Origin of the sequence: Nonomuraea sp. NPDC049646 (genome assembly GCF_044465525.1) — a bacterium.
In the GTDB taxonomy this organism is placed as follows: domain Bacteria; phylum Actinomycetota; class Actinomycetes; order Streptosporangiales; family Streptosporangiaceae; genus Nonomuraea.
The window spans coordinates 416,581-439,620 of sequence record NZ_JBITLU010000007.1 but is presented as its reverse complement, the minus strand read 5'-3'; the positions used below and the strand labels follow the sequence as shown (position 1 = coordinate 439,620).

Annotated in this window: 21 protein-coding genes and 1 riboswitch; of the genes, 12 read left to right on the top strand and 9 right to left on the bottom strand. The window is 72.7% G+C overall.

Annotation, left to right across the window (positions count from 1 at the left end):
* Window positions 1–282 precede the first annotated feature (282 nt).
* Complete coding sequence (locus ACIBQ8_RS23320) at window positions 283–1,677, top strand: hypothetical protein (protein WP_397171148.1); 1,395 nt, start codon at window positions 283–285, stop codon at window positions 1,675–1,677.
* Between the two features lie 194 nt (window positions 1,678–1,871).
* On the opposite strand, the gene ACIBQ8_RS23315 is transcribed toward ACIBQ8_RS23320, so the two are convergent.
* The 3 genes from ACIBQ8_RS23315 to ACIBQ8_RS23305 are packed head-to-tail and all read right to left on the bottom strand — an operon-like array spanning window position 1,872 to window position 4,242.
* A complete protein-coding gene (locus tag ACIBQ8_RS23315; protein WP_397192942.1) occupies window positions 1,872–3,518 on the bottom strand; it encodes a PH domain-containing protein in 1,647 nt (548 codons plus the stop codon).
* Window positions 3,515–4,006 carry a PH domain-containing protein gene (locus tag ACIBQ8_RS23310; protein WP_397171150.1) on the bottom strand — a complete coding sequence of 164 codons (492 nt, stop codon included), beginning with the start codon at window positions 4,004–4,006 and terminating at the stop codon, window positions 3,515–3,517. Before ACIBQ8_RS23310 ends, ACIBQ8_RS23315 begins: the two co-directional genes overlap by 4 nt.
* Window positions 4,003–4,242 (bottom strand): hypothetical protein, encoded by a 240-nt coding sequence (locus ACIBQ8_RS23305; RefSeq protein ID WP_397171152.1) that lies wholly within the window; start codon window positions 4,240–4,242, stop codon window positions 4,003–4,005. The genes ACIBQ8_RS23310 and ACIBQ8_RS23305 overlap by 4 nt, the downstream gene beginning before the upstream one ends.
* A 111-nt stretch (window positions 4,243–4,353) precedes the next feature.
* Here ACIBQ8_RS23305 and ACIBQ8_RS23300 point away from each other — a divergent pair, with 111 nt between their 5' ends.
* Both ACIBQ8_RS23300 and ACIBQ8_RS23295 read left to right on the top strand, forming a co-directional pair.
* The gene (locus tag ACIBQ8_RS23300) at window positions 4,354–5,577 is read left to right on the top strand and encodes a sensor histidine kinase (protein ID WP_397192940.1); all 1,224 of its coding nucleotides are present in this window, start codon (window positions 4,354–4,356) and stop codon (window positions 5,575–5,577) included.
* Window positions 5,578–5,591: 14 nt separating this feature from the next.
* Window positions 5,592–6,248 carry a response regulator gene (locus tag ACIBQ8_RS23295; protein ID WP_397171156.1) on the top strand — a complete coding sequence of 219 codons (657 nt, stop codon included), beginning with the start codon at window positions 5,592–5,594 and terminating at the stop codon, window positions 6,246–6,248.
* Here the strand turns inward: ACIBQ8_RS23295 and ACIBQ8_RS23290 are convergent.
* Entirely contained in the window at window positions 6,238–7,317 is a 1,080-nt protein-coding gene (locus ACIBQ8_RS23290; RefSeq protein ID WP_397171158.1) for a phosphotransferase family protein, read from the bottom strand. The genes ACIBQ8_RS23295 and ACIBQ8_RS23290 overlap by 11 nt on opposite strands.
* A gap of 144 nt (window positions 7,318–7,461) precedes the next feature.
* On the opposite strand from ACIBQ8_RS23290, the gene ACIBQ8_RS23285 reads away from it, so the two are divergent.
* From ACIBQ8_RS23285 to ACIBQ8_RS23260, 6 genes are all read left to right on the top strand, one after another.
* Window positions 7,462–8,784 (top strand): NYN domain-containing protein, encoded by a 1,323-nt coding sequence (locus ACIBQ8_RS23285; protein WP_352353299.1) that lies wholly within the window; start codon window positions 7,462–7,464, stop codon window positions 8,782–8,784.
* A gap of 132 nt (window positions 8,785–8,916) precedes the next feature.
* Window positions 8,917–9,843, top strand: coding sequence for an NlpC/P60 family protein (locus tag ACIBQ8_RS23280; protein WP_397171160.1), 927 nt, complete (start codon window positions 8,917–8,919; stop codon window positions 9,841–9,843).
* Window positions 9,844–10,205: 362 nt separating this feature from the next.
* Window positions 10,206–10,369: riboswitch (cyclic di-AMP (ydaO/yuaA leader) on the top strand.
* A 130-nt stretch (window positions 10,370–10,499) separates the two neighbouring features.
* Window positions 10,500–10,982, top strand: a complete 483-nt coding sequence (locus tag ACIBQ8_RS23275) for a C40 family peptidase (protein ID WP_397171161.1) — start codon at window positions 10,500–10,502, stop codon at window positions 10,980–10,982.
* Between the two features lie 153 nt (window positions 10,983–11,135).
* Window positions 11,136–11,969: a hypothetical protein gene (locus ACIBQ8_RS23270; protein ID WP_397192939.1), complete on the top strand. Its 834-nt coding sequence runs from the start codon at window positions 11,136–11,138 to the stop codon at window positions 11,967–11,969.
* An 11-nt stretch (window positions 11,970–11,980) separates the two neighbouring features.
* Window positions 11,981–13,804, top strand: a complete 1,824-nt coding sequence (locus ACIBQ8_RS23265) for a M48 family metallopeptidase (RefSeq protein ID WP_397192938.1) — start codon at window positions 11,981–11,983, stop codon at window positions 13,802–13,804.
* The gene (locus tag ACIBQ8_RS23260; protein WP_397192937.1) at window positions 13,801–14,895 is read left to right on the top strand and encodes a glycosyltransferase family 4 protein; all 1,095 of its coding nucleotides are present in this window, start codon (window positions 13,801–13,803) and stop codon (window positions 14,893–14,895) included. Before ACIBQ8_RS23265 ends, ACIBQ8_RS23260 begins: the two co-directional genes overlap by 4 nt.
* Here the strand turns inward: ACIBQ8_RS23260 and ACIBQ8_RS23255 are convergent.
* The 3 genes from ACIBQ8_RS23255 to ACIBQ8_RS23245 are packed head-to-tail and all read right to left on the bottom strand — an operon-like array spanning window position 14,892 to window position 17,961.
* Entirely contained in the window at window positions 14,892–15,809 is a 918-nt protein-coding gene (locus tag ACIBQ8_RS23255; RefSeq protein WP_397171165.1) for a carbohydrate ABC transporter permease, read from the bottom strand. The genes ACIBQ8_RS23260 and ACIBQ8_RS23255 overlap by 4 nt on opposite strands.
* Entirely contained in the window at window positions 15,806–16,678 is an 873-nt protein-coding gene (locus tag ACIBQ8_RS23250) for a carbohydrate ABC transporter permease (RefSeq protein WP_397192936.1), read from the bottom strand. Before ACIBQ8_RS23250 ends, ACIBQ8_RS23255 begins: the two co-directional genes overlap by 4 nt.
* Entirely contained in the window at window positions 16,678–17,961 is a 1,284-nt protein-coding gene (locus ACIBQ8_RS23245) for an ABC transporter substrate-binding protein (RefSeq protein WP_397192935.1), read from the bottom strand. Before ACIBQ8_RS23245 ends, ACIBQ8_RS23250 begins: the two co-directional genes overlap by 1 nt.
* Before the next feature lie 182 nt (window positions 17,962–18,143).
* On the opposite strand from ACIBQ8_RS23245, the gene ACIBQ8_RS23240 reads away from it, so the two are divergent.
* Complete coding sequence (locus ACIBQ8_RS23240) at window positions 18,144–18,926, top strand: DeoR/GlpR family DNA-binding transcription regulator (RefSeq protein ID WP_397171171.1); 783 nt, start codon at window positions 18,144–18,146, stop codon at window positions 18,924–18,926.
* Between the two features lie 79 nt (window positions 18,927–19,005).
* On the opposite strand, the gene ACIBQ8_RS23235 is transcribed toward ACIBQ8_RS23240, so the two are convergent.
* A complete protein-coding gene (locus tag ACIBQ8_RS23235) occupies window positions 19,006–19,911 on the bottom strand; it encodes an aldo/keto reductase (protein ID WP_397192934.1) in 906 nt (301 codons plus the stop codon).
* 59 nt (window positions 19,912–19,970) lie between these two features.
* Between ACIBQ8_RS23235 and ACIBQ8_RS23230 the strand changes: the two genes are divergently transcribed.
* Window positions 19,971–20,387 (top strand): MerR family transcriptional regulator, encoded by a 417-nt coding sequence (locus ACIBQ8_RS23230; protein ID WP_397192933.1) that lies wholly within the window; start codon window positions 19,971–19,973, stop codon window positions 20,385–20,387.
* A 3-nt stretch (window positions 20,388–20,390) separates the two neighbouring features.
* On the opposite strand, the gene ACIBQ8_RS23225 is transcribed toward ACIBQ8_RS23230, so the two are convergent.
* A complete protein-coding gene (locus ACIBQ8_RS23225) occupies window positions 20,391–22,136 on the bottom strand; it encodes an AMP-dependent synthetase/ligase (protein WP_397171176.1) in 1,746 nt (581 codons plus the stop codon).
* 128 nt (window positions 22,137–22,264) lie between these two features.
* Here ACIBQ8_RS23225 and ACIBQ8_RS23220 point away from each other — a divergent pair, with 128 nt between their 5' ends.
* Window positions 22,265–23,032 (top strand): metallophosphoesterase, encoded by a 768-nt coding sequence (locus ACIBQ8_RS23220; RefSeq protein ID WP_397171177.1) that lies wholly within the window; start codon window positions 22,265–22,267, stop codon window positions 23,030–23,032.
* Window positions 23,033–23,040 lie beyond the last annotated feature (8 nt).

Sequence of the window (23,040 nt, the reverse complement as noted above, 5' to 3'; positions counted from 1 at the left end):
CCGGGCAGGCGGTTCGAGCCGCAGGGAAGGCCGCCGGCGCCGCCGCCGGGCCCGGCCTCCGCGCCGCGACCGGGCCCGCCGCCTCGCCCACAGCCGGGCCCGCAGCCCGGTCCACAGGTGGGCCCACCGTCGGGCCCACAGCCTGGTCCGCAGCCTGGTCCGCAGGCGGGTCCGCAGTGGGGGCCGCCGCCGGAGCCTCAGTGGGGGCCGCCGTCGTTGCCGCCCACGGGGCCGATGGGCGGGCCGCCCGCCGGTCGGCCCGGACGCCGCCCGGCGTGGCTGATGCCCACTCTCGCCGCGGCCCTCGTGGTGCTCGTGGCCGGGGGCGGCGTGGGGGCCTACCTGCTGCTGTCCGGCAAGGGCGGCGCCGGGACGGCCGCCGGGCCGTCGTCGTCCGCGGCGCGGTCCGTGGTGCCCGCCGCCGCCGCGCCCGGCCCGGACGCCTGCTCGATGCTGCCCGCGGACGAGGCCGAACGGCTGGCCCCCGGCGCGACGGTGACCAAGTCCTCCAGGGACTCCGACTACACCGTCGCCTTCACCTGCAACTGGCAGAACCAGCGCATCTCGTTCGGCGAGTTCTGGCGCAGCAGGGAGATCGACGTCAGGATCGAGCAGCACAAGGGCGACGGCGCCAAGACCGGCCGCTCGATGGCCCAGAACTCCTACGAGATCGAGTTCCAGGGCGCCAAGTACGGCGCCACCGCCAAGCCCTCGCTCGACCCCGACGAGAAGGAGTACGTCTCCCCGGTCAAGGACGTCCCCGGCGTCGGCGAGGGTGCGTTCGCCCAGTACACCTGGCGGCGCGACGGCAAGCTGCTGTGGTACTCCTTCGGCCAGGCCCACGCCCAGGTCGGGGACATGACGATCCGGGTCAAGTTCCAGGCCGGGCAGCAGCGCAAGGACGCGCAGATCCTGTCCAACGAGAGCACCAGATCCATCACGGAGGACAACGCGATCCGCGAGGTCAGCGGCCTGATCGCGTACTTCGCCAAGGGGGTGGCCGCCTGGCAGGCGCAACACCCCGGCGTGCTGGCCAAGCCCGACCAGGCCACGGCCACCCAGAGCCCGGCCGCCCGTCCGACGCCCTCGCCCACCGAGCTGGCCGCCTTCCCGCCCGCCTGCCAGGCCGTCACGGAGGCCGCCACCCGCCTGGTGCCGGAGCCCACCACCAGGGCGCGCGCCACCGAGTCGGGCAACGACGACGAGACCGAGTGCCGCTGGCTCAACCTCGACCTGCCGGGCGCGGCCGGGAACGTCAAGATCCGCAGCATGCTGATCACCACCCACCGCTTCACCAACCGGGCGGGCGCGATCGACCCGGGCGCGGCCAAGGCGTACTACGCGGGCGAGTACGGCGGCGACAAGAACACCGCCGGATCGTCCATCGGCGGCATCACGTGGGGCCGGCTGAGCGACATCGAGGGGCTCGGCGACCAGGCGTACGGCCAGTTCGTGCAGACCCGGCAGGGCGAGGTGTCGGCCTCCAGCGGCACGGTTATCGCGCGCACCGGCGCGCTGGTGGTCAGGGTCGACTACTCCGGTGCCGAGCGGCCGAAGGGCGAGCCGGCGAACTCGCCCAAGGCCCGGCTCATGCCCCGCAAGGAGGCACAGGACGGCGCCCTCGCCCTGGCCAGGGCATACCTGGCCGAACTGGCCAAACAACCAGCCGGAAGCTGAGCCCCCGCGCCGGACGCCAGGGCGCAGGCGTCGGGCGGTCCTCCCGGTGGGCGATTTACGCCAACGGTTAACAAGGCTGCAACTCGGTTGCAAGCGCGACAAATAGCGTATTGACCAGCAAGCTGCCGGGCCGCGCGATCACGCTTGTCCGCTACAGGGGCATGGGCAACCGTGGTGGATCACGCGGCCTGCCGTCAGCCGCTCCTTCCGCCGGGTCGTCCGCCGCCCGGTGCGCCGCCCGGTCCGCTGGTCAGGAACGGGTCCAGCAGTCCCGGCAGCGCGCGTGCCGCCAGGTCGAGGCCGTCGCTGCGGCCCACGTCCAGCACCTCGTAGTGGCCGCTGCCCGCGGCCGTGCAGGCCGAGACGGTCAGCAGGCCCGAGCGACGCTGGAAGAACGACTGCCGGAACGTCCAGCCGGTGATGCCCGCCCGGTCCAGCGCCACCGTACGGCGGACGAACGCGCCGCGGCGCATGACCAGATGCCGTGGGCCCAGCGCGTGACCGAGAGCGCGCCGGCTCTCGGCGGCCAGCCACAACCCCGCCGGGAGCGCCAGGACGGGCGCCGCCCACACCCACGCGCGCGGCCACGACGCGGGCAGCAGCCACCAGGCGAGCCCCGCGCCCGCCGCCAGCACGACCGTGGCCACCAGCGCCCGCACGACCCGCCGCCGCCCGGCCGCCGCCGGATGCGCGATCAACGACCCGCCCCCCGCGCCGATCGCCGCGCTGTCCCTCGTGCCGAGCCCCGCGCCGTCCCTTGGGCCGATCCCCGCGCTGTCTCTCGTGCCGGAGCCTGTGCGGGCTCCTGTGCCGACGCCTGCCCTGGCTCCGGCGCCTGCCGGCGTGTTCGCGATTCCGGCGGCGATGCGGGCGGCTTCGGCGCGGGGGAGCGGTGGGGTGAGGGCGGCCACGTCCTCGGTCTCGTCGTCGGTCTTGGCCAGGCCGGTCGCGACGGCCTTGACGCGGGCGCCGCCGCCCAGCCGCAGCAGCAGCGGCTCGCTGATCTCGACGCCGCGCAGCCGCCGTTCCTCCAGGGTCAGCGACCGCGTGGTCAGCAGCCCGCGGCGCAGCCTGAGCCGGCCGGGCTCGCGTTCCAGGCGGTAGCGGCCCCAGGACTCGGCGTACAGCAGGAACGCGCCGAGCGCGCCGACGGCCGCGTTGAGCGCCAGGACCAGCGGGACCGCCAGCCACGGCTGCGCGCTCACCCAGCCCCACAGGCCGCTCGCCGCCCGGTCGGTGAAGTCCCTGAGCCCGACGGCGCCGAGCCCCTTGTAGGCCGCGCCCAGGACCACGGCCGCCCCGGTGAACGTCCAGACCGACAGGGGCGCGTACCGGATCCACGACCAGCGCAGCTCGGCCAGGGGGCCGTCCTCGGGCGCGGGCGCGTCCTGGCGCAGCAGCGTGCGGCGGAGCATCTCGGCCGAGTGCCGGTCGAGGGCGTCCAGCACCAGCTCCGAGCCCTCGGCCGCGCGTTCGCCCGTGCCGACCCTGACCACGGCCAGGCCGAACGCCCGGCGCACCGGGTCGGCGCGCAGGTCCACGCTGCGCACCCGGTCCAGCGGGACCGCCCGGTGCTGCCGGACGGTCACGCCGGAGCGCAGTTCGAGCCGGTCGGCGGTGAGCCGCCAGGCGGTCGTCCGCAGCCGGGCCGCCTCGTAGGCCACCGCCCCCGCCACGATCAGCACGGCGGCCCCCGCGCACGCGGCGACGACGCCGCCCGCCTCCCAGTCCCGGCCCACCAGGAACCGCGCCAGCGCGGCCACGGCGCCGGCCACGAACGCCAGCGACCTGACGGCCGCGTTCCCCAGCCCCCGGCCCGACAGCCGCTGCCAGCCGGTCACGTCGCGTCCCCGGGCGTCGCCTGGGTGCGCGCGGTGAGCCGTTCGGCCAGGTCCGCGGCGAGCCGGTGGTCCAGCGCCGTGATCTTGACGGCCCCGGCGGAGGAGGCGGTGGTCACGGTGACGTCGGCCAGCCCGAACAGCCGCTGCACCGGCCCCCGCTCGGTGTCGACCCGCTGGATCCGCGACATCGGCGCCACCTTCCACGTGTGCGTCAGCCACCCCTGGCGGACGTAGACCGCCTCCTCGGTGACCTCCCACCGCTGCACCCGGTAGGCCGCCCGCGGCTCGGCCAGCGCCACCAGCAGGCACACCCCGGCGAACGCCCACGCCGCCACCCCCAGCCCCGGCGTGCGCGGCGTGAACACCAGGTACGCGCCCACGGCCGCCACCGCCACGGGGACCATCAGGACCAGCCACTGCACCGTCCACCACGCCACCGCCCGGCGGTCGGGACGGTGCCGCGGCGGACGCAGCTCGGTCCCGCTCATCGGCCCTCCTCCGCCCCGCCGGCCGTCCGCCCCGCCGCGTCGGCCACCGCGAGCAGCGCGAACCCGAGCACGCCGATCACGACGGCCGCGAAGACCTCGTAACCGTCGAGGAAGGGCAGGACATTGACCACGAGCAGGCCGTGCGCCCACCCCCACCAGCCGAACAGCGTGTTGAGCAGCCCGCCGACCCCTTGCAGGATCAGCAGCCAGCCGAACACCTCCACCACCGCTTTCATGCCGTCCACACTCGCCGCGGCGGCGGTCCGCCCGCCTCGGCCATCGGTCTGCGGCGACACCGACTTTGGTCGCTGTCGCCGGCTCCCGCGCAGGGCATAACCTCGACGAATGTGAGGGAACTGCGGGGGGAGGGCGATCCGGCCCTGGAATACCGGTGGGCGTTGCCGTCCACGCTGCTCGGCGACGGGCGCGGGGGCCGGGTGCGGCGCTCGACCCTCGACTGGATCTCCGACATCGCGCTGTTCCTGCTGGCCTGCGGCCTGACGTTCGTCAGCCTGGAGGAGATCCGGCACGAGCCGGAGCCGCTGCTGGCCGTCGAGCAGATCGTGGGGGCCCTGGCCTGCGCGGGGGTGTGGCTGCGGCGGCGCTGGCCGGTGGCGTTCGCGCTGGTGACGACCCTGCTGTCGGCCTATCTGGAGCTCGTCGGCGGGGCCTCGGTGGTGGCGCTGTTCACGGTGGCGGTGCACCGGCCGTTCAAGGTCTCCGGGCCGCTCGCGCTGCTGTCGCTGGTCACCCTGGCCCCGTACGTGCTGCTGCGGCCCCAGGAAGAGCTGAGCCCGCTGTGGAACGCGGCGTTCGGGGTCACGATCGTGCTCACCGTGTACGCCTGGGGCATCGTCATCCGGGCCAGGCGGCAGCTCGTCTGGTCGCTCAGGCAACGGGCCGAGACCGCCGCCGAGGACGCCAAACGGCTCGAACGCGAGCGCATCGCCCGCGAGATGCACGACGTGCTGGCCCACCGCATCTCGATGCTCAGCCTGCACGCCGGGGCGCTGGAGTTCCGTCCCGACGCGCCCGCCGAGGACGTCGCCAGGGCCGCCGGGGCGATCAGGAGCAACGCCCACCTGGCGCTCCAGGACCTGCGCGAGGTGATCGGCGTGCTCCGCCACACCCCGCCGGGGGCCGCCGACCCGGTGCCCGACCGGCCGCAGCCGACGCTCGCCGACCTGCCCGCGCTGGTCGAGGAGTGCCGCCAGGCCGGCATGGACGTACGCCTCGACCTGGCCGCCGCGGACGGCGTCCCGGCCGGGGCGGGCCGCAACGTCTACCGCATCGTGCAGGAGGCGCTCACCAACGCGCGCAAGCACGCGGGCGGCGCGCCGGTGACCGTGACCGTGGCGGGCGAGCCGGGCGAGGGGGTCACGGCCGAGGTGCGCAACCCGGTGTGGTCGCGGCACGGCACGCGCATGCCGGGGGCGGGCGCCGGGCTCATCGGGCTGACCGAACGGGCCGAGCTGGCCGGCGGCCGGCTGGAGCACGGCGTGACCGGCGGCGAGTTCCGGGTGCGCGCCTGGCTGCCGTGGCCGCCGGAGCAGGACGGGGACGGACGTTGAACGACGGAGGGCCGATGGACGCGCCGATCAAGGTGCTGATCGTGGACGACGACGCGATGGTGCGGGCCGGGCTGTCGATGATCCTCGGCGGGGCCGCGGACATCGAGATCGTGGGCGAGGCGGCCGACGGGGCCGAGGTGCCGCCGCGGGTGGCCGAGCACCGGCCCGACATCGTCCTGATGGACATCCGCATGCCGGGCGTCGACGGGCTCACCGCGACCGAGGCGCTGCGCCGCACCGCCGCGCCGCCCGAGGTCGTGGTGCTGACCACGTTCCACGCCGACGCCCAGGTCGTGCGGGCGCTGCGCGCGGGGGCGGCCGGGTTCCTGCTGAAGGACATCCCGCCCGGCGACCTGGTCGACGCCGTCAGGAGGGTGGCCGCGGGGGAGCCGATCCTGTCGCCGGCGGTGACCCGGCAGCTCATCTCGCACGTGTCCGACGGGGGCGGGCGCGACCGCACCGAGCGGGCGCGGGGGCTGCTCGGCCGGCTGAGCGAGCGGGAGCGCGAGGTCGCGCTGGCCGTGGGGCAGGGCCGGTCGAACGCCGAGATCGGGCGCGAGCTGTTCATGAGCGTGCCCACGGTCAAGGCGCACGTCTCGCGCATCCTGACCAAGCTCGACCTGAACAACCGGGTGCAGATCGCGCTGCTGGTCTACGACGCTAGCGGGTGAGCAGCTCCTCGATGGCGGCCCGGTGGAGCACCAGGTCGTCGGGGTCGTCCGGCATGGGCTGCTCGCCGAAGTGGATCCGGCGCTGCCACACCCGGGCCATGATGATGCCGTGGCGGAGGGCGGCGTACATCTCGTAGAAATCGAGGTCGCGGGGCTCGTAGCCAGTTATTTCGCGATATTTCTGGCATACGTCGTCGCGGCGCATGAAATCCGGCATGCCGGGCAGGCCCATCGTCACCGCGAGGTCCTGGAAGAAGCGGTGCAGGAAGATCATCCAGGAGACGTCCAGCTCGCGCGGGCCCACGGCGGCCATCTCCCAGTCCAGCACCGCCACCGGCGTGAAGTCGCGGTACATCACGTTGCCGATCCTGGCGTCGCCCCAGGTCAGGACGTCGGGGCCGGGATCGTCCGGCCAGTGTGAGCCGAGCCAGTCGAAGGCCCGCTCCAGCACGGGGATCGGCCGTGCGCCGTGCGCCCACCGGTAGTATGCGCGCTGGGCCTCGACGTGCGCGCGCAGGCCGTCCGTGCCGCCGGGGGCGAGCGGGCCGAGCACCGCGACGTCCTGCCCGGTGTACGGCGTCTCGTGCAGCGCCGCCACGAGCCCGACGCTCGCCTCCTGCAGCCGCCGCCGGTCGCCGGGGGAGGCGTCGTGCAGCCAGCCCCCGAACGTGTACGGCATGACGTCCGGCGGCACGTCGCCCTCGGCCCGCTCCATGACGAAGAACGGCGTCCCGAGCGGCGCGGGGTCGGGCTCGAACCAGAGCGGCCTGGGCGCTGGGATCCCAGCTTTCTCCCTGGCCAGCCGCATGACCTCGAACTGGGCCCGCAGATCGTAGGAGGGGAACACCGGAACGGCTTCCTCCGCAGGTGCGAGCCTGGCCACGCACCTGCGGGTCCCGGCGGCCCAGGTGGCGGTGAAGAACAGCGTCTCGCTCGACATGCCGTTGCCGGCGGGCCGCGACAGCTCCGACACCGTGGCGTCCCCGCCGACCCGGCCGCGCAGCCAGCGGGACGCCCGCTCGCGCAGTTCCTCCAGGTCACGCGTGGACGTGCGCATCTGTTCCGTCACCGCTCACCTCCACGCCGGATCGCTGCCCCGGCTCAGTCGTATACCCCCTACCAAGCGCTTGTCTAGGTTCAAGGGACCGTTACGGTCAGGTACGCAAGAGCCGTACCCTTGTCTGAAAGGGCATGTCACGAAGGGACAAGTGGGATGAGTTCAGCGGGTGAAGGCCTGTCTCGCCCGCTTCCCGAGCAGGTGCGCCTCAACGTCGTCGACCTGGCCGCGCAGGTTCTCGGCACGATGCCCGCCGTCTCCGTGCCGCCGCCGCTGCGCGGCATCGCCAAGTTCGACCCGCGCAAGCGCGCCAAACTGGGCAGCGCGCCGATCGCCGCGCAACTGGAGAACGACAAGAAGTTCCGCGAACTGGTCGCGGAGTCCGTCGCCGCCGGCTGGCCCGAGCTGGTCGCCGCGCTGGCCGAGGGCAGCGTGCCGCCCGCCGCCGACCCCGTGCTGGTGGCTGCCGCAGCCTATCTCACCAGGCCGCCCGGCTGGGCGGAGATGATCGAAACCGCCCGCGCCGACCTGGAGCAGTCCGCCGTGGCGGCCGAGGGGTCCGAGCGCGAGGAGGCCGTGACGCGGCTGCGCGAGCAGCTCGCCGCCCAGAAGACCGCCGCCAAGGAGGAGGCCGACCGGCTGCGCGAGCAGATCAAGGCGGCCCGCGCCGAGAACTCCGACCTGCGGCGCAAGCTCCACGACGCCCGCGAGCGGGCCAAGGCCGCCACCCGCCGGGCCGAGGAGATGGAACAGGCCGCCGACGACGCCCGGCACGCCGCCTCCACCGCCGGCAACGCGGGCGAGGCCGAGCTGCGCCGCCTGCGCGAGCGCCTGGCCGACGTGGAGAGGCAGCTCGAAGCCTCCCGCCGGGCCGCCCGCGAGGGCCGCAGCATCGAGGACGCCCGCATCAGGGTGCTGCTCGACGCCCTCCAGGACGCCTCGGCCGGGCTGCGCAGGGAGCTGGCGCTGCCCACCACGATCAGCCGTCCCGCCGACTCGGTCGCGGCCAGCACCGGCGAGCGCCCGGGGGTGCGCGGCGTGCCCGCCCGGGCCCTGGCCGACGACGACCCGCAGCTCCTCGACCAGCTCCTGGCGCTGCCGCAGGTCCACCTGATCATCGACGGCTACAACGTCACGAAGACCGGCTACGGCACGCTCACCCTCGCCGACCAGCGCAACCGGCTGATGACCGGCCTCGGCGGGCTGGTCGCCCAGACCCGGGTCGAGGTGACGGTGGTCTTCGACGGCGCCGAGCTCAACGCGCCGGTGCAGGTGGTGGCGCCGCGCGGGGTGCGGGTGCTGTTCAGCGCGCCGGGGGAGATCGCCGACGACCTGATCCGCCAGCTCGTCCGGGCCGAGCCGCCCGGCCGGGCCATCGCCGTCGTCTCCTCCGACCGCGAGGTCGCCGAGTCCGTCCGCCGGATGGGAGCCAGACCGGTTCCGTCCGGTCTGCTGCTGCGCCGGTTGGGCCGCGCATAAGTTACGAATTAGCACTATTGGCGAGACCCCACCCGCCACTTCTGTACTATTTCGCCCCAGGTGTAATCCCTGGGAGGCGACGCTGTGAGGTTTGGCCGGGTGACGGTGGCCGCGGGTCTCGCGATCGGACTGATGACGGTCCCGATGGGTGCGGCGCTCGCTGATCCCAAGCCCACCCTCAAACAGGCCAAGGCCAAGCTGGAGAAGCTGAACGACAAGGCCGACAAGGTCGTCGACCGGTACAACACGGCGACCGAGAACTACAAGAAGGCCAAGGACGCCTACACCAGGCTGAACGACCGCTACAAGCAGAAGCTGCAGACGGTCGCCGACCTCCGCGCCGAGATCATCAGGGTGGCGGTGGACTCGTACAAGCTGGGCGGGGACGTCACCTCGCTGCCCGGCATGGTCGGCGTCAACGACCCCGAGAACCTGCTGGCCGGGCTGGCCATGGCCGGGCAGCTCTCGCGCGAGCGGCTGGAGAAGCTGGCCGCGTTCGACCGCGAGAACAAGGGGCTCAAGGCCGAGCGCGACAACGCCGAGACCGCGCTCGCCGACGCCGACAAGGAGCGGGACGCCGTCCAGCGGGAGCGGGCCGAGGTGCTGAAGCTGGTCGGCCAGCAGAAGAAGCTCCTGGACAAGCTGGGGGCCTACAACCCGGGCAACCCCAACAGCACCGGCATCAAGTACACCGGTCCGGCCTCGGGCAGCGCGGCCGCCGTCCTGGGCTTCGCCTTCGCCCAGGTGGGCAAGCCGTACATCTACGGAGGCACGGGCCCGCGCGGCTACGACTGCTCAGGGCTGACGCAGGCCGCCTGGCGGGCCGCCGGAGTCTCGCTGCCGCGTACGACGTGGCAGCAGTGGGCCTGGGGCGCGAGCCGCAAGGTGGACCTCAAGGACCTCCAGCCGGGGGACCTCATCTTCAGCGAGGGGCTCGGGCACGTCAGCATCTACGCGGGCGGTGGCAAGATCGTCCATGCGCCGCAGACGGGCGACGTCGTCAAGGTCGTCCGCCTCGCCGACTACGGCCGCCCCCTGGTCGGAGCGATCCGCCCCTGAATCCCCACCGGGGACTGTCCGCGACCGGAATCGCGGGCCGCTTCGGCGTGCTCGCGACCGTTGGGACGAACGGGACAAACGGGGTGAAAGGGCCCTGACAATCAGGTGTGCCGGGAAGTGTGAGAAGGGTCACAAACCGGTAACGGAACCCTCGGCTCCAACAGGGGTTTCACCCTTTACTTACACCTTTATCTGATCTTTACAGGCCGTGTCTCCCTTTGCCAAATCTTGAACCTTCGGCGTAGTTTCTGGCGTCGCGGTCAGCAAGCCATGCGCACCGCGAATCGACATCGGAACCCCGATGCGGACCAGATAAAAATCCAGCGGTCGCCGCCGATATCCCCGTTCAGGCACAACCATCGGGCGGCGACCTGCCGAGTCCGTGCAGCCAGGAGGCACGGAGCCGGGGACCCAAAGATCCCGTAATCCCCCGGGATCAGGGGTGAATCGGCGCGTTATCGCGCCGTAGGGCGACTTCCAGGCCCGAATCCGTCAGCTAACCCGGTAGGCGTTCGTGGAAGACACAAGGAGAAATCCTGTCTACCTCCCTGCATAACCCCCGTCTGTCCCGTCTTGCCCTGAGGGGCGTCGCACTCACGATGACCGTGACGGCCGGAGGTGCGGTTCTCCATGCCGTGCCGGCCGGGGCGCAGACGGTGAGCGAATCGGCCGCCAGGCTCACCGCGGTGTCCAGCACCGCCAAGGCGGCCACCGCAAGGTCGGCCAGGTCGGCGAAGACCGTCAGGTCGGCCAAGGCGGCCAGAGCCGCCCGGCAGACGTCGAAGGCCCGCAGGGCCGTCGCCGTCGCCAGGCACCAGGTCGGCGACCCGTACCGGTACGGGGCCACGGGCCCTGGTGCGTTCGACTGCTCCGGACTCGTCCAGTACGCCTGGAAGAAGGCCGGGGTGCGACTCCCTCGCGTGGCGAGCAGCCAGTTCGCCCGCATCAAGCGCAAGGTCTCCTGGCGCAATCTCAAGCCGGGCGACCTGATGTTCTTCAACGGGCTGGGCCACGTCGGCATGTACGTCGGCCACGGCAAGATGGTCCATTCGCCGCGGACCGGCGAACGGGTGCGCATCGACAAACTGGGCGGATGGCGGAAGTCGTCGTTCGTCGGCGCGGTGCGTCCCGGCGCGTGACAACGGGCCCCGCCCGGACCCTCCCCGGTCCGGGCCGGGGCCTGTCGCATGCCCGGCCCCATGAAGGGGCCGGTCTCGTGAAGGGGCCGGTCTCGTGCGGGGGCCGGTCTCTTGGAGGGGCAGGGAGGGGCGTGGGCCTACTAGCATCGGGCCGTGTCCTCGCAGGTGCGTCCGTCCCTCCGCGGTCCGCGCCGGCTCCTTTCGGTCCTGCTGCTGGCGACGGCGGTTCTCGTGGTCGCCGACGCGCCGCCCGCCGCCGTCCTGCCCGCCGGGGCGCGCGGGTTGTGGAGCGACGGCGGTCAGGTGGCCCGCGGCGCGCGGTCCGTGGTCGTGGGGCACCGCGCCGACCCCGGCCTGCTGGCCGATCTGGCCCGCCGCGCGGACCTCGCAGGACGGCGGGTGTCCGCGGTGCTCGGCCGGCCGGTACGCGCGCTGGTCGTCGTGCCCGACTCCGACGCCGAGGCGGCCCGCCTGGCGAGCACGGGCCCGCTCGACGGCCTGGCCGCGGTGGCCGACGGCGCCAGGGTGATCGTCGTGCCCGGCTCCTTCGCCCGGCTCACCCCCACGGGACGCGACGTCGTCCTCACCCATGAGCTCACCCACGTCGCCGCGGGCACCGACCGGCTGCCCGTCTGGCTGTACGAGGGGTTCGCCGACTACGTGGCCTACCGCGACGCCGGGCTCCCCGCCGGGACGGCCGCCGCCGAACTCGCCGCCGACGTACGGGCCGGGCGGCTGCCGAGCGAGTTGCCCGGACCTGCGGCTTTCGCCCCCACGGCCGCCGATCCCGGACGGCTCGCGCGGGCGTACCAGGAGGCCTGGATGGCGTGTCGCTTCCTCGCAGACCGGTTCGGTGACGGGACCCTGGTACGGCTCTACCGTGATGCCCGCGTGGCCGGCGTCGATCAGGCGCTCGCCTCCGTGGGGCTCACCGCCGAGACGCTGGCGGCACGGTGGCGCGAGTACGTACGACAGCAGCTCGCGTGAAGGGGAGGCAGATGAGCGAGCGGAACGACCCGCCCCGGGAAGGGGACGAGCCCGCCGGAGCGGTCGCCGCAGGGGCCGACGAGCCCGGCACGGCGGTCGCGGCGGCGCACGGCGGCGGTGTGGCCATCAGGGACGGCGGCGGCGGCGACCGGCCCGGCGACGGCGCGCCGCAGGAGCCGTCCGGCACCAACCAGCCCCCCGAATCCCCGGGCCACCCCGACGACCCGGACGATCCGGACGCCCGCCCCGACGCGGACGCCGACCCCGACACCGAGGACCCCCGCCACCCCCAGCCCGCAACCCCCGACGACCGCCCCCACGCCACCCGCGCCCCCCAGCCCCCCGCGGACACGGACGACCCCGGAAAAGGCAACGGCGAGGGCAAGGGCCACGGCAAGGGCCACGGCAAGGGCCACGGCAAGGGCCACGGCAAGGGCCACGGCAAGGGCAAGGGCAAGGGCAAGGGGCACGGCAAGGGCAAGGGCGACCCCGCCGCCACCTTCGCCGAGGACGCCGTCCGTCCAGGAACCGGCAAGCTGACGGGAACGGCGGAGCACCTGATCGCCCGCGAACGGCAACGCGCGGAATCCCGCTCCAGGCGCGCAGCCGGCGCCGCCCTCGCCCTGGTCGGCGGCGTGATCCTGGCCGTGGCCGGGTTCACCACCCCCTGGCGGGTCCTGGCGGCGGGCGCGCCCGCCGTCACCGCTGACCCCGCCCGCGACTTCAGCGCCGCCCAGATCGCCAGGGCGCAGGCGTTCGACGCGGCCACCTCCCTGCCCGGCTACATCTCGCTCGGCCTCACGGTCCTGTTCGCCGGGCTGCTGGTCCTGACGCCGTTCGCGGCCAAGGTGCTGGGCGTGCTCAGGGGCCCGTGGTGGGTGCGGGTGGTCCTCGGCGTGGTGGTGCTCACCGCGATCACCGAGGCGCTGCGGTGGCCGCTCGGCATGTGGTTCGAGACGATCCTGCGCGACTACGGCCTGTCCACCCAGGACTGGGCGGGCTGGACCGCCGACCGGCTCAAGAACACCGGCGTCAGCGTGCTGCTGATGGCCGTCATGCTGCTCGCCCTCGTGGCGCTGGCCCGCAAGGTGCGCCGCTGGTGGATCCCGGCCGCCGTGGGCGCGTTCGCGCTCACCCTGGGCGTGTCGTACGTCTACCCGGTGGTGTTCGAGCCGCTGTTCAACAACTTCACCTCCATGCCGCAGGGCTCGCTGCGCTCGGAGCTGCTGGCCATGGCCGAGCGGGACGGCGTCCCGGTCGAGGACGTGCTGGTCGCCGACGCCTCGCGGCGCACGACGGCGCTCAACGCGTACGTGTCGGGCTTCGGGGCCACCCGCCGGATCGTCGTCTACGACACGCTGCTCAAGGCGCCGGAGTCGGAGGTCGAGCTGGTGGTCGCGCACGAGCTGGGCCACGCCAAGCACGCCGACGTGCTCGACGGCACGCTGCTCGGCGGCCTGCTGGCGGCCTTCGGGGCGATCGGCCTGTTCCTGCTGGTCGGCCCGCTGCGGCGGCGGACGGGGATCGCCTCGGTGGCCGACCCGCGGGCGGTCGGCGTGCTCATGGGGCTGATGACGCTGGCCTCGCTGGTCTCCGACCCGGCCCAGAATCTGATCACGCGGCACGTCGAGGCGCGGGCCGACGTGCACGCCCTCGACCTCACCAGGGATCCGGCCACGTTCGTCGCGATGCAGAAACGCCTCGCCATAACCAACATTTCCGACTTGTCGCCGGATGCGGTGGAATATGTGCTCTATGCCTCCCATCCTTCCAGCCCCGAGCGCATCGCCCTGGCCCGCTCGTGGGCGAGACTGAACGGCGTCCCCGAACCGTGACCGACGTGGTCTTCGTGACGAACGACTTCCCGCCCAGGCCGGGCGGCATCCAGTCGTTCGTGCACGGACTCGCGCTCCGCACGCCGGGCGTGGCCGTCTACGCCCCCGCCTGGCCGGGATGCGAGGAGTTCGACCGGCGTCAGCCGTACCGGGTCGTCCGGCACCCGACGCGGCTGATGCTGCCCACCCCGGCCGTCGCGCGCAGGGCGGCCGGGCTGGTGGCCGAGCACCGCGCCGAGACCGTCGTCTTCGGCGCGGCCGCGCCGCTCGGCCTGCTCGCGCCCCGCCTGCGCGCGGCGGGCGCGCGGCGGGTGGTGATGCTCACCCACGGCCACGAGGCGTCGTGGGCGGGCGCGCCGGGCTTCCGCTCGGTGCTGCGCAGGATCGGCGCGCACGCCGACGTGGTGACCTACCTGGGCGAATACACGCGGCAGCGCCTGGCCGCCGCGATCCCGCCGGACAAGCTCGTCCGCCTGGCGCCCGGCGTCGACGCCGACCAGTTCCACCCGCGGGCCGCCAAGGCGGCGCTCGGCCTCGACGACCGGCCGGTGGTGGCCTGCGTGTCCCGGCTGGTGCCGCGCAAGGGCCAGGACCAGCTCATCCGGGCCTGGCCCAGGGTGCTGCGCGCGGTGCCGGACGCGGTGCTGCTGCTCGTGGGCGGCGGCCCGTACCGGTCGCGGCTGGAGCGCCTGGCGGGCGGGCACGAGTCGATCAGGTTCACCGGCACGGTCCCCGCCGCGAGCCTGCCCGGCTACTACGCGGCGGCCGACGTCTTCGCGATGCCCTGCCGCACCCGCTGGAACGGCGTGGACGTCGAGGGCCTCGGGATCGTCTTCCTGGAGGCGTCGGCGACCGGCCTGCCGGTGGTCGCGGGCGACTCCGGCGGCGCCCCGGACGCCGTACGTCCCGGCGAGACGGGCCTCGTCGTGGACGGCGCGGACGTCGCGGACGTCGCCCAGGCCGTCACCGACCTGCTCCGCGACCCCGCGCGGGCCCGCAAGATGGGCGCCCGCGGCCGCGACTGGATCACCCGCGAGTGGACGTGGGAGCAGGTCGCCACCCGCTTCCACGCCCTGCTGCGCCCCTCCTAACCCTTGGTCGAGCCCAGCGTGAGCCCGGCGACGAACTGCTTGTGCAGGAGCTGGAAGACGACCAGCGTGGGCAGCGCCACCAGCAGGGACCCGGCCGCCAGCAGGTTGTAGTCGGTGAAGAACTGGCCGCGCAGGTTGTTCAGCGCCGAGGTCACCGGCAGCTTGTCGCCCGAGGACATCAGCACCAGCGCCCACAGGAAGTCGTTGTACATCCAGGTGAACTCCAGGGTGGCCAGCGCCGCCAGCACCGGCCGGCACAGCGGCAGCGTGAGCCGCCAGTAGCGCTTCCACACGCTCGCGCCGTCCACGAGCGCCGCCTCGGTGATCTCCTCCGGGATCGTCCGCATGAAGTTCGCGATGACGAAGACGCAGAAGCCGAACTGGAACGCCACGTGGATGAGGATCAGCCCGAGGTAGGAGTCGTAGAGCGACTGGGAGTCCGACAGCCAGGCGGGCAGCGGCACCAGCGTGTAGAGCGTGTACAGCGGGGTGATGAGCACCTGCGGCGGCATCAGGTTCCCGGCGGTGAACACGATCAGCAGCGCCTTGCGCCCCGGCACGCGCACCCGCGCGACGGCGAAGGCCGTGAACGAGGCCAGCGCCAGCGTGACCAGCACCCCGGGGACGACGATGATCAGCGTGTTCAGGTAGTAGCGGGGCAGCTCGGCCTGGCTCCACGCCTCGCCGTAGTAGCCGAGCGTGAGGTGCTCGGGCACCGACAGGTAGCCCAGCCGGGCCGTCTCCTCGTACGGCCGCAGCGAGGCGTAGACCGACAGGGCCAGCGGCAGCACCCAGCCCAGCGCGACCAGCGCGAGGAAGGCGTGCAGCAGGATGCGCAGCGGCCGCACGGGCCGGCGCGCGGGCGGCCGCCGGTCCTGCGCCGGGGGAGCGGCGGCGGGCGCGGTGAGCGTCATCGCTCCTCCTTGAACAGCTGCGACAGGTACGTGACGATGAACCCCAGCGAGATCACCAGCAGGATCACGGCGATGGCCGAGCCGAAGCCGATGCGGCCGGCCTCGCCCACGATGTTCTCGGTGACCAGCACCGACAGCAGTTCCAGGCCGTTCCTGCCCTTGTTGACGGCGTAGACGACGTCGAACGCGCGCAGCGCCTCGATCACGGTGATGACCAGCACGATCACGTTGACCGGCCGCAGCGTCGGGAACACCACGCGGAAGAAGGCCTGCGCCTCGGTGGCCCCGTCGATGGCGGCGGCCTCCTTCAGCGCCGGGTCCACGGCCTTGAGCCCGGCCAGGTAGATGATCATGACGTAGCCGACGTGCCGCCAGCCGGCCGCGACCATCACCACCCAGATGTTGATCGAACGGTCGCCCAGCCAGTCCACGGTCAGGCCGGTGACCGCGTTCAGCACGCCGTAGTCGGAGGAGTAGATGAGCTGCGCGATGAAGCCCACCACGGCCAGCGACAACACGACCGGCAGGTACAGCGCGCTCTGGTAGACCCGCGACCACCGCAGCCGCCGGTCCAGCAGCACCGCGCAGAACAGCCCGAACGGCGTCGCGACCAGCCCCAGGAAGCCCAGCCACAACACGTTGTTGCGCACCGCCGACCAGAACGGCGGATAGGTGGTGGCCAGGTCGTGGTAGTTCCGCCCGCCCACCCACTCGATCGGCCCGATGCCGTTCCAGTCGGTGCCGGACAGCGCGACGGAGGCCAGCGCGGGCCCCCAGATCAGGCCCACGTTGACGATGACGGCCATCCCCAGCCCGATGACCAGCACGGTCACGTCCCGGGCGGAGTAGCGACGGGTTCTGACGGTCATCAGCGGAAGAGGGTGGCCTTCTGCTTCTCGATGCTCGCCAGCAGGGAGTCGATCTCGTCCGGCGCGCCGACGAACGCCTGCAGGGACGGGATCATCACGGTGGAGGCGAAGTCCGGCCGGGTGTCGCGGTCGAGGAACTGCGCCAGGTGGGTGGCCTGGGAGACCAGTTCGGCGCCGCGCTTCTGCAGGGCGCTGTAGCCGCTGGTGTCGGCCTTGGAGCTGGACGCCAGCGTCCCCGGGTCGAGCCTGGTCGCCTCGTTCTGGGACGAGCCCTTGGCCAGGTGCTTGAGCAGCGCCTTGGCGCCGTCCACGTTCCGGGCCTTGGCCGAGATCATGTAGCCGTCGATGGGGGCGTCGATCGAGTCGGTGCCGTGGGCCGGGTCGATCTCGGGGAAGGTGAAGAAGTCGATGTCGTCGCGGTCGGCCTCGGGGAACTGCTGGGCGACGAACATGCCGAGCAGGATCATGCCGGTCTTCTTCTGCGCGAGCGACTGCCCGGCCTCCTGCCAGGTACGCCCGAGCGCCGCAGGCTGGTGGTACTCCATCAGCCCCCGCCAGGTGTCGAAGACCTGCCGGACCCTGCGGTCGGTCCACGACTCCTTGCCGGCCATGAGCGAGATGTGGAAGTCGTAGCCGTTCGTGCGCATGTTCAGGATGTCGAACGTGCCCATCGCCGGCCACCCGTCCTTGTCGGCGAACGCGATCGGAATCAGCCCGTCGGCCTTCATCCTCCTGGCCAGGGCGGTGAACTCGTCCAGGGTTCTCGGGGGCTCGTACCCCTTGGCCCGCCACAGGCTCTTGCGGTAGAAGACGGCCCACGGGTAGTAGGTGAACGGCACGAAGTACTGCTTGCCGTCGGCGCCGGTCGACTGGTCCTTGAACGCCTGCGTGTAGTCGCCGCCGATCTCCCGCCACACGTCCGAGATGTCGGTCGCCAGGCCCTGCTCGGCGAAGAAGCGCATCCGGTATCCGGCGAACCAGGTGAACACGTCGTCGGGCGTGCCCTTGAGATAGCGGTTGATGTTCTCCTGGAACGTGTTGTGGTCGACCGTGTTGACCTTCGGGACGGCCTGGGTGAAGCCCTTGAGCACGGTCTCCAGAGCCTTCTTGGGCACCTCGTCGGAGGCGTTCGAGCCGATCGTGACCGTGCCCAGGCCGCCGCCGGACGACCTGCCGGGCCCAGTGGAGGGGCTGCCGGAGCCGCACCCGGCGAGGACGGCGGGCACGCCGAACGCGGCGGCTCCGAGAAGACGACGGCGGGAGATCGGCATGTGTCGGTCCATGATGGTTCCTCCTTGCCGGACCCTTCAGATTCCCCCGAGTTCGCTCACACCCATTCATCGAAAGACGAAGCCCCACCGCTGTCAACGCACTGTTTCATGGCGTTTTCGACGCATTCACCGAGTCGATGCCATGTCATGATGCGGACGGGATGTGTCGGAACCTGTTGGGATCTGGTGATGCGATGCTCGCCCCGCAGCGTCAGCAGGCGATCCTGGACCTCGTCCGGCAGAACGGCGGCGTCAGGGTCGTGGACCTGGTGCGCACGTTCGGCGTCTCCGACATCACGATCCGGCGCGACCTGGAGCTGCTGGCCGAGCGCGGCCTGCTGGCCAAGGTGCACGGCGGCGCGACCACCATCGGATCCACGAACGAGCCCGGCTTCGCCGCCAAGTCCGTGCAGCAGGAGGAGGAGAAGCAGGCCATCGCCGGGCACGCCGCCGCGCTCGTGCGCCCCGGCACGGCCGTGGCCCTGTCGGCCGGCACCACGACCTGGACGCTCGCCCACCACCTGGGCCAGATCCCCGGCCTGACCGTCGTGACGAACTCCGTCCGGGTCGCCGACGTCTTCCAGCACGCCGGCCGTCCCGACCAGACGGTCGTGCTCACCGGCGGGGTGCGCACCCCGTCCGACGCCCTGGTCGGCCCGGTCGCGGTCGCCGCCATCCGCCGGCTCAACGTGGACCTGCTCTTCCTGGGCGTGCACGGCATGACCGCGCGGACCGGCTTCACCACCCCCAACCTGATGGAGGCCGAGACCGACCGCGCGCTGGTCGAGGCGGCCTCCCGGCTCGTCGTGCTGGCCGACCACACCAAGTGGGGGACCGTCGGCATCAGCACGATCGCCGAGCTGGGCGAGGCCGACGTGGTCGTCTCCGACACCGGCCTGCCGGAGCCGGCCAGGCAGGCGCTGTCGGAACGGGCGGGCCGGCTCGTCCTGGCGGAGCCGCGACCCGTCACGGACTGAGGCCGGTCATGGAGGTGAGGCCCGTCATGAAGGTGAGGCCGGTCATGAAGGGTGAGGTTCGTCGTGAAGGTGAGGCCCGTCACGAAGGCGAGACGGCGGCCGCCGCCGACAGCCGGTCGTACTGCTCGTCGGAGAGCTCCACCGACAGCGCCGCCACGTTCTCCTCCAGGTGCCCGATCGAGGAGGTGCCGGGGATCGGGATCACCGTGGGGGAGCGGCGCAGCAGCCAGGCCAGCGACGCCTGGGCCGGGGTGACGCCGATCTCGGCCGCCACCGCCGCCAGCGGCGTGCCGGGCCCGGCGTGGGAGCCGGCCGCGATCGGGAAGAACGGCAGGAACGCGATGCCGTGCGCGGCGGCGTGCTCCACGACGTCCTCGTGCTGCCGGGTGGCCAGGTTGTACATGTTCTGCACGGCCGCGATCGGCGTGATCTCCGCCGCCCGGCGCAGCTCCCCGGCGCTCACCTCCGACAGGCCGATGTGCCGGACCTTGCCCTCGTCCCTGAGCTGCTTGAGCGCGCCGATCTGGTCTTCGAGCGGGTAGGCCGGGTCCAGGCGGTGCAGCTGGAGCAGGTCGATGCGCTCCACCCGCAGCCGGCGCAGGCTCAGCTCGGCCTGCTGGCGCAGGTAGGCCGGATGGCCGAGCGGCACCCACTCGGCCGGCGAGGGCCGCAGCACGCCGATCTTGGTGGCCACCGCCACACCGTCACCGTACGGGTGCAGCGCCTCGGCGATCAGCTCCTCGTTGGCGCCGAGCGCGTAGGAGTCGGCGGTGTCGAAGAGGTTCACGCCCAGCTCGGCCGCCCGGCGCAACACCGCCACGGCGCCCGCCCGGTCCGCCGGCGCCTCCCAGATGGGCGCCTCCATCGCCGAGCGCGCGGGGTCGGGGGCGTCGGCCAGCCGCATCGACCCGTAGCCGATCCGGCGAACCTCCAGGTCTCCGCCAATGGTGAACGTCTGTACAGTCTCGCGAGGAATTTCTCTCATGGACGTCACGCTAGAAGCTCACATCGATGTGAGATGCAAGCGGGTGTGAGGAGCATCACGTGAAGATCGGCGCGCTCTCCGCGGAGACCGGGGTCAGCCCCCGGCTGCTGCGCTACTACGAGGAGCAGGGGCTGCTGACCTCGTACCGGGCCGACGGCGGTCACCGGCGCTACGGGACGGACGCGCCCGTCGTGGTCCGGCGCATCCGCACGCTGCTCGCCGCCGGCCTGCCGACCAAAGTGATCAAGGACGTGCTGCCGTGCGCCTCCGGCTCCGGCGAGGTGCTGGACCCGTGCACCCTCGGCCACCTCCGCGGCCGGCTCACCGGCCTGGACGGGCAGCTCGCCGAGCTCCAGGCCGCCCGCCAGGCTCTGGCCGCGATCCTGACCGCGACCGAGCGGGCCGGCGACCCGGCCGGTGACCTGGCAGGCGAGCTGGCCGGTGAGCTGGCAGGCGAGCTCGTCGGGGCCGCCTGACGGCTAGTGGCCGTAGAGCTCGTCGATCTCCTTGGCGTAGTCGCGCATCACCAGGTTGCGCTTGACCTTCAGCGTCGGCGTCAGGTGGCCGCTCTCCTCGGTGAGGTCGGTGTCGAGGATCGTGAACTTCTTGATCTGCTCGGCCTTCGACACCATGCCGTTGGCCCGGTCGACGGCCTCCTGGACCTGCGCCAGGATCGCCGGGTCGGTGCGCAGCTCGGCCGCGCCGCGACCGGCGGGCATCGCCTCGGGGTCGAGCGTGACCAGCGCGGCGACGAACGGACGGCCCTCGCCCACGATCATGGCCTGGGACACCAGCGGGTGGGCGCGCAGCGCGTCCTCCAGCGGGCCGGGGGCGACGTTCTTGCCCGCGGCCGTCACCAGGATCTCCTTCTTGCGGCCGGTGATGCGCAGGTAGCCGTCGGCGTCGAGCTCGCCCACGTCGCCCGTGCGGTACCAGCCGTCGGCGTCGACCGCCTCGGCGGTGGCGGCGTCGTTCTTCCAGTAGCCGTGGAAGACGTTGCGGCCCTTGGCCAGGATCTCGCCGTCGTCGCCGATGCGGACCGAGACGCCCGGCAGCGGCTTGCCGACCGTGCCGATCTTGTTGGCGCCCGGCATGTTGACCGAGATGGGGGCGGAGGTCTCGGTCAGGCCGTAGCCCTCGAAGACCTCGATGCCGACGCCCCGGAAGAAGTGGCCGAGCCGGTCGCCGAGCGCCGAGCCGCCGGAGACGGCGGCCGACAGCCGGCCGCCGGTGGCCGCCCGCAGCTTGGCGTAGACCAGCCGGTCGAACAGCAGGTGACGCAGCCGCAGGCCGAGCGGCGCGCCGCCGGACGCCTCGGCCTTGCTCCAGGCCACCGCCACGTCGACGGCGCGGGCGAAGATCTTGCCCTTGCCGCCCGCGGCGGCCTTCTGCTCGGCGCCGTTGTAGACCTTCTCGAACACGCGCGGCACGCCCAGCAGGAACGTCGGCTTGAAGTCCTGGAGGTCGGGGGCGACGTTCTTCATGTTCGGGGTGTGCGCCATGATCGCGCCGGCCTCGACCAGCACCACCTGGATCATCCGCGCGAAGATGTGCGCGAGCGGCAGGAACAGCAGCGCCGCCGGGTCCTTCGAGCTGAACAGCGGGTCGAGCGGCCCGCGCAGCACGTTGAGCGCGGTGAACAGCAGGTTGTCGTGGGTGATCCGGCAGCCCTTGGGACGGCCGGTGGTGCCCGAGGTGTAGACGATCGTGGCCAGGTCGGCGGCGACGACCTTCTTCCTGCGCTCCTCCACGGCCGAGCCGGGCACGCCCTCCGCGTCGAGCCGCCCCTCGACCCGCCAGACGGCCTTCAGCTCGGGCGCGGCCTCGCGGACGGTCTCCTCGTGCGCGTCGAGCTCGACGAAGGCCGCCTTGGCCTCGCTGTCGGCCAGGATCCACCGGACCTGCTCCACCGACGACGTCTCGTAGACGGGGACGGTGACCGCGCCGACGGACCAGAGGGCGTAGTCGACCAGCGTCCACTCGTAACGCGTGCGCGACATCAGCGCGACCCGGTCGCCGTGCTCGATCCCGGCCGCGATGAGCCCCCTGGCCACCTCGACCACCTGGTCGCGGAACTCGCCCGCGGTCACGACGGGCCAGCCGTCGTCGGTCTTGCGGCGCATGATCACGGTGCCGGGCTCCCGCTCGGCCCGGTCGAAGACCGTGTCGGGCAGGCTTGCTGAGGCAGGCACATCGACCAGGACGGGGACGCTGTACTCGCGCACGAACTTTCAACTCCTCTACGGGGACCGCCTGGACGTTACCGCCTTAAGTTACGCGCCGGTAGCATCGTCATGGGAGCGTTATGAAGGGCGTTCATCACGCTAGCAGCCGTCCCACCTAGGATTTCCCCATGAGGGTCCACGTGGTGAGTGACGTGCACGGCAGGGCCGACGCGCTGGCCCGCGCGGGCGAGGGCGCCGACGCGCTGGTGTGCCTGGGCGACCTGATCCTCTTCATCGACTACGACGACCACGCCAACGGCATCTTCGCCGACCTGTTCGGCGCGGAGCGGGCCGCCGAGTTCATCGCCCTGCGCACGGCCAAGCGCTTCGACGAGGCCAGGGCCATGTCGGCGCGCCTGTGGGCCACCCTCGACGGCGACCCGCGCGAGCACATCGAGCGCAACGTGCGCGCCCAGTACGCCACCCTCTTCGCGGCCATGCCCACCCCCGCCTACCTCACCTACGGCAACGTGGACATTCCCCGCCTGTGGCCCGACTACCTCAAACCGGGCCATCAGGTGCTCGACGGCGAGGTGGTGGAGATCGGCGGCCTGCGCTTCGGCTTCGTCGGCGGCGGCCTGAAGACCCCCTACCGCACCCCGTACGAGATCGGCGACGAGGAGTACGCCGCCAAGGTCGAGGCGATCGGCGAGGTCGACGTGCTGTGCTGCCACATCCCGCCCGCCGTGCCCGAATTGCTCTACGACGTCGTGGCCAGGCGCTTCGAGCGCGGCAGCGAGGCCACGCTGGCGGCCATCCGGCGCACCCAGCCGCGTTACGCCCTGTTCGGCCACGTCCACCAGCCTCTCCACCGCCGCGCCCGCGTGGGCCGCACCGAGTGCGTGAACGTCGGCCACTTCCGGGGAAGAGGTGAGCCGTTCGTCCTGGAATGGTGAGCCGGGCG